Origin of the sequence: Terriglobus sp. YAF25, assembly GCF_052113305.1 — a bacterium.
Classification (GTDB): domain Bacteria; phylum Acidobacteriota; class Terriglobia; order Terriglobales; family Acidobacteriaceae; genus Terriglobus.
Genome location: NZ_JBFRCY010000301.1, coordinates 1 through 6,050, shown reverse-complemented (window position 1 = coordinate 6,050; position 6,050 = coordinate 1). Strand labels below are relative to the sequence as shown.

The following is a 6,050-nucleotide window of genomic DNA, read 5'->3' as shown; positions in this document are numbered from 1 at the left end:
CTCCAGGCACATAGGTACTGGTGTCACCGATGTTGGGATCGGGGAAGAAGGAGAGGAACTTCTGCGCCACCGCATTGATGGGAACTGCATTCAGCGGGTAAGTACCGCCGTAAGGATTCTTCAGTGTCGTGAGACCTTTGACCTTGGAGAAGTCACCACGCTTCATCGCGGCCGTAGGAACGACGGCGGTATAGGGGCTGGTGCGCGGACTGCGATAGCCCTCATACGTTCCGAAGAAGAAGGTCTTGTCGTGGCCGTTGTAAAGATGGGGCAGAACAACCGGGCCGCCAATGGTTGCACCGTAGTCGTTGGTCACAAGCTTGGGCTTTTGGGTTGATCCCCAGGGTTTAGCGTTCAGACCGGAGTCCTGGTGATACCAGAAGATAGCGCCGTGCAACTGATTGGTACCGCTCTTGGTCGTGGTGGTGACTTCACCGGGTTGTCCGAACTCCGCGGGGTTGAGCACACCATCAACCCGCATCTCAGAGATGGAGTCGCCGGAAGGAAAGGCGTTCTGGATGGGCGAATTACCGCCGGTAGCGCTACGCGTGGTGATGCCATCGACCGTGACATCGGTCTGGAAGGGCAAGCCGCCCTGCACAGAGAAGTTTCCGCCGGAGTCGGTCTGTACACCCGGCAGCGTTTGGATCACAGTCAGCGGGCTGGTGCCGTTGGCACTGGCGCGGTAGTTTGCGGGGAGATCGCGGACAGCCGTCGAGGAGAGCGTAGCGTCGATCGAAGGATTGTCTGTTTCAATCACGCCGGCAGCGGCTGCATCCACGGACGCTTCCTGCGCAATGGTTCCAACGGAGAGTACCGCGTCGGCGCGAAGCTCCTGCCGCGCGGAGAGGCTGAGATTGCGCAGCACTTGAGCATTGAAGCCATCGGCCGTGATCTCGACCTGATAGTTACCGGCGTTCAGCGCATGCAAGAAGAAGAAAAACGAAGCCGAACCGTTTTAGAGCATTTTCCCTGTTGCTGGGCAGCTCGAAAAAGGAGTGCAGCGGCGTTTTCATTGCGGAAAACGCCCATAGATGTGGAAGCCCTACGCTATACCTACAAGGAAAATACTCCATCGTCATAGCTCTCCAAGTTGTGAACATGCAGTGTCATCCGTTATGCAGCAGGATTGCTGCTTCCTGGGGGAAGTTACGGATGCGGTAGGGGTTACGCTATTCGCGGCCTCTGCATGTTCTGAGAAAGGAGAGAGAAAAGATCGTTAAATCGCTACGCAATGTGTGGAGATTTAGGCGGAAATCCAGAATGCTGGATGATTGCGCGATTCCCACGGCCATTCCGACATATACACTCGCAGGCTCGGCATGAAGCCGTACTAACGAGACCGTCTACGAGTGCTGCGAGATGGAGAGGAGATTGCCGTCGGGATCTTTAAACCAGGCGACCTTCGCTCCATCGGGAGAGCTCCATATCCCAATGCCATCCTGCTGAAGAAAGCTGTACCGCTCAAAGGTGATGCCTTTCGCGGAGAGTTGGCCTGCGAAGTCACCGATGTCATCGACCTTCCAGCCCAGGATGGTAAAAGGCTGCGGCTTGAACTCCGACGCTTTGGCAATACGAAGCATGACGCCATTGGCATCGAAGACGAGGGCGAATCCGTCGTCCGATACAAAACGCAGACCGAGTGTCTGCTCGTAGAAGCTACGGGCTTTTCTGAAGTCTTTCGTGGGAACAAAGGCGATGACAGGTTGTGAACCGAGCATGGCAGGGTGCCTCTTGGCCTATCAGCATAGGGCAAGTGGTGTGAAGAGGCAAAAGATGATTGACGGAGTCCAGAGTCTAAATCTGCGAATGCCGTTTTCTTCGAAGGAAAACGGCGCAAACAGTCAAAGCTTCGCTCTACGCCTTCAGGAGAAATGCTCCAGCGTTGCGAGATGGAGCACCGGGAGGACAAACAAACCACCTGTAACTTTCAGCGAAGGCGAATTTGTCGATACGCCTAGCGATCGTTGAAAGATCGGATGGCAAGCAGTTCGGCGTTGAAAGAGGTTCCGCTGAGGCGCGAGGTCTTTAGGACCGCTTCGAAGTATGGGATCTCCCTCGATCCGGTCCGAGCTCGCAGGCTGAGGATGCCCTTTTCCGAGGTGAGGAATTCGGCTGCGGCAGCCGTGGCATCCGAGTCGGTGCCGGCGAGCATGATGGCTTTACCGGTACGGCCTGGGTTGGGAAGGTAGTCAACGACGCAGTAGGCCGTAATAGCGTTGCGATCCATTACCGGAGCGTATTGGGTGTCTTCGCCTGCGATCGGACTGCGGTTTTTCACATAGGCCTGGTTGTGCGCGCCGTCGTACTCCAGACTGAAGTTCAACTGTTCATCAAAGAGGCGGACCCAGGGATTAGCCTTCTTGCCGCCGATCAGAATGACGTTGTCGCGTTTGATGGAGTCGGCTTCGTAAAAGCGCGCCAGGGTAAGGCGGAGGCGAGGTGCGATGGGCGCGAGGTTCAGGATCTGTTGGGCTGCGTGGAAGTCCCCCAGCGTCACCAGGTTGTGGTTGAAGATGGTCTCCAGATCCTGCCGGCGTTCGGGAGTCATCTCCTCGGAGCGATGGATGTAGTTGCGGTCGAGATAGTCGCTGAGCGTAAGGGGCTTGCCGCGCATCTCTTCGCTCATGCTGACAGAGGCATCGGGAAGGACGATGTCGGTCTGTGTAGCAGCTTGCGAGAACGTGGTCCAGAAAGCGGCCGTGGCAGGACGCTCTGCCCATGGGTCGGTCTTCTTCCGCAGGCCGTAGTTTTGCCAGAGCAGAATGCCGCAGGCTATGGCAAGCACACCGCAGAGGCTGACCCAGAGCCAGATGCGCGAAGCGGGAAGAGCCTCCACCGGCAGAGCGGATGGAGGAAGCTCCGGCTGCTCCGGCGAGGAATGAAACGTATTCTCCGCGGGAGCTGTCCGCCAGCGGAAGACCGGGAGGTAGCCTCCACGCGGAATGGAAAAGACCAGAGGCTCGGTCGCACCCTCGGTCGCGAAGTAGGTCTCGATGCGGCGGCGGAGCTCGGTCGCGTTGACGCGGACGATATTGTCCTGGCTGCGGTCGTAACTGGCGGAGCGGCCGAAGACCTGGACGCCGATCTCCTGCTCGTGGATCTCGGGAGCATTGGGTTTCAGGGACTCGTGACCGACATAAAGAAGGAAGTCGCGGAGACGAGCCGCCCGAGCGAAGTAGGAGCTGGCGGCGACGCGATCGATGAGAGCGCGGCGGACAGAGAGCTCCGGGAGAGGGGCTTTTGCCTCCTCTTCATCTACTACGATCTCCGACCTTGCTGCCATTCTGCTACCTAAAACGGGGTGTGTTTCACGAGCATAGCACCAGGTGTCCGCATTCAAACACTTTATCTTTAACTCACTGATTCCAAAGGCAATGGACGAGTCTTAACAGGTTAGGTTTACCTGTGGTCTTCCGGTAAATTAACTTGTCTGTCGTTTTCGCAAAAAAAGAGGATGGCTGCCATTCAAAGAAACACTTTTTGGAGGCAGTTCATGCAGAACCAACCCATCTTTGGGAGAAGGCGATTCCCTGCCCTGCTCCTGATTCTTCTCCTTGCCGTTCCCCTGGGGTATGCGCAACGCTACCTGGGGTCAATCCAGGGACAGGTCACCGACTCGACCGGAGCCGTCATTCCTGGAGCCGAAGTGGTCGCGGAAGAGACGTCCACCCATTTCAAGACGCTGGCCAAAACAAACGGAGCCGGCGCGTATACGTTTGCCTCGCTTAACCCAGGAACCTACACAGTAACCACCACGGCTGGTGGCTTCAAGTCCACGAGCCATACCGGTGTGATTCTGACCGCCGGCAACCTGCAGCAGATCGACTTCCAGATCGAGCCGGGAGCCGCAACGGAAACGGTCAATGTTGCGGCAAGCTCCAATACTCTTCTGGATGCGGGCTCGCCGAACATTGCGACAACCCTGAGCACGCAGGAGGTTACCGACCTGCCGAACGTGGGCCGCAATCCCTTTGTGCTGGCGACCCTGGCGGCGGGCGTGATCAATACCGGATCGGGCGGCTACTTCCAGGGCAAGTCCAGCCAGTTCACCAACCCCTTCTCAGGCGTTGCGGTACAGGTCACGACCAACGGCAGCGGCGGCCACAACCGCCTGACGCTAAACGGCATTCCTGATGACCCGGCCGAACGCCTTTCGGGCGCTTCGTACACCGGCTTTGTTCCGTCACCCGAAGCAGTGCAGGAGGTGAAGGTGCAGACCTCCATCTTCGACGCACAGATCGGCCACGGCAACGGAACCGTGACCAACACGGTTGTCCGCAACGGAACCAACGCCTACCATGGCGCCGCCTATTACTCCTTCCAGAACACCTATCTGAATGCGAACACCTACGAGAAGGCTCCGAACAAGGCAGCCCGCAATAACGACCAGTTGAGCCAGACGGGCCTTGTCTTCGATGGACCGGTTCGGATTCCGTTCCTGTACAACGGCCAGGACAAGAGCTTTTTCCTGGTTGCATTTGAACGCTATGCCTCACATACGGCGATCAACTACACGTCGCGTGTACCAACCACCGCGGAGCGTGCGGGCGACTTCTCAGCCCTGTGCACCGGCGGCTTCAACACCAGCGGCCTGTGCCAGTCGGGTGTGCAGCTTTACGATCCGAATTCACCGGTCGACTCCAGCGGCAACCGCACTGTTTACTTTGCCAATAACAACATCGCATCGCGCATCAACTCCGCCTCATCGACGATCGCCTCATACTTTCCCACTCCGAACGTGGCCGGCGCGACCGCGCTGACAATTCCGAACTACATCTCGACGCAGACCTCTTATCCGAGCACCTATCCGTCGTTCATCGTCCGCTTCGATCAGGCAATTGGAAGCAGGAACAAGCTGTCGGCAATTCTGTTCCGCTCCGGATTGACGCAGAACTACCCGATGCAGGGCTTCCCGAAGGGGATCGGACCAACGGGCTATGGGTACAGCGTGTATCGCAACAACCGTGGCGGAAGCCTCGACGATGTGCACCAGTTCTCTCCGACGCTGGTACTGGACTCCCGCATCGGTGTCMTGTGGCATCCATTCGGCTTGACGTATCCGGGTAACCAGAACTTCGATCTTTCGTCGATTGGAGTCTCGAGCACAGGTCTGCCGTACACCTCGTTTCCCGGCATCAGCTTCAGTTCTGACAGCTATGCCGGTCTGGCAGCCGGTGCAGGTGGCCAGGTGAGCACGAACATGACGGCGGCGTGGGCCGAGGTCCTGACCAAGAGCGTGGGCCGTCATACGCTGCGAATTGGCTTCGACGGCAACCTGATCCGTTACAACGTCCAGAACCCGCAAAGCGGATTGGGGGCATTCAACTTCGACCGCCGCTTCACACAGAAGAACTCAGTCAGCGTGAACGTCGGATCGGACGCAAGCTCTGGCGACCCATTTGCGTCGTTCCTGCTGGGAGCGCATTCTTCGGTGAGCTACAACATCCAGGCAGCATTCGCCCTGCAGCAGATTTATATCGCTCCGTTTGTGCAGGACGATTGGCGCATCACTCCGAAGCTGACGCTGAATCTGGGCGCGCGTTGGGATTATGAGTCGCCGTTCACGGAGCGCTACAACAAGATGGTGACCGGCTTCTGCACCACCTGCCAGAATCCGCTGCAGGCGTCCGTCACGGGTCTGACGCTGAATGGCGGTCTGCAGTACACCAGCAGCAACAACCGCTTCCCCTATCCTCGTGACTGGAATAACTTCCAGCCCCGCGTGGGTCTGGCCTATCAGGCAACCAATGCAACGGTGGTGCGCGGAGGCTTCGGCATCATCTACTTCAACACACTGGAGTCGCCGGTCGGCACCGGCTTCAGCCAGACGACCAGCTACAACAACTACAGCACCAGCGCTCCGCTGAATTCGCTGAGCAATCCGTTTCCTTCAGGCGTAACGCTGCCGACCGGAAGCTCGCTTGGACTTGCAACCTCGCTTGGACAGAGCGTCAGCTATGTCGACCAGAACCACGTGCAACCGAAGAGCGCGCAGTGGTCAGCCAGCGTACAGCAGCAACTGGTGGGCAACACCGTGCTGCAGGTAG

At 57.9% G+C, this 6,050-nt stretch carries 3 protein-coding genes and 1 pseudogene; 1 reads left to right on the top strand and 3 read right to left on the bottom strand.

Annotated elements, in window-relative coordinates; genetic code table 11:
* The 3 genes and pseudogenes from AB4043_RS13770 to AB4043_RS13760 all read right to left on the bottom strand — a co-directional run.
* Positions 1-931: pseudogene (locus AB4043_RS13770) on the bottom strand (hypothetical protein); the annotation flags it as partial.
* 415 nt (positions 932-1,346) lie between these two features.
* Complete coding sequence (locus AB4043_RS13765) at positions 1,347-1,721, bottom strand: VOC family protein (RefSeq protein ID WP_442301604.1); 375 nt, start codon at positions 1,719-1,721, stop codon at positions 1,347-1,349.
* 236 nt (positions 1,722-1,957) lie between these two features.
* A complete protein-coding gene (locus tag AB4043_RS13760; protein ID WP_442301603.1) occupies positions 1,958-3,286 on the bottom strand; it encodes a hypothetical protein in 1,329 nt (442 codons plus the stop codon).
* 210 nt (positions 3,287-3,496) lie between these two features.
* Here AB4043_RS13760 and AB4043_RS13755 point away from each other — a divergent pair.
* Positions 3,497-6,050 (top strand): carboxypeptidase regulatory-like domain-containing protein (locus AB4043_RS13755; RefSeq protein ID WP_442307289.1); only part of this gene is annotated, 2,554 nt, incomplete at its 3' end.

Excerpts from the sequence above, each read along its gene's own strand:
- AB4043_RS13765 (WP_442301604.1), bottom strand. The coding sequence starts at position 1,721 with ATGCTCGGTTCACAACCTGTCATCGCCTTTGTTCCCACGAAAGACTTC.
- AB4043_RS13760 (WP_442301603.1), bottom strand. The coding sequence starts at position 3,286 with ATGGCAGCAAGGTCGGAGATCGTAGTAGATGAAGAGGAGGCAAAAGCC.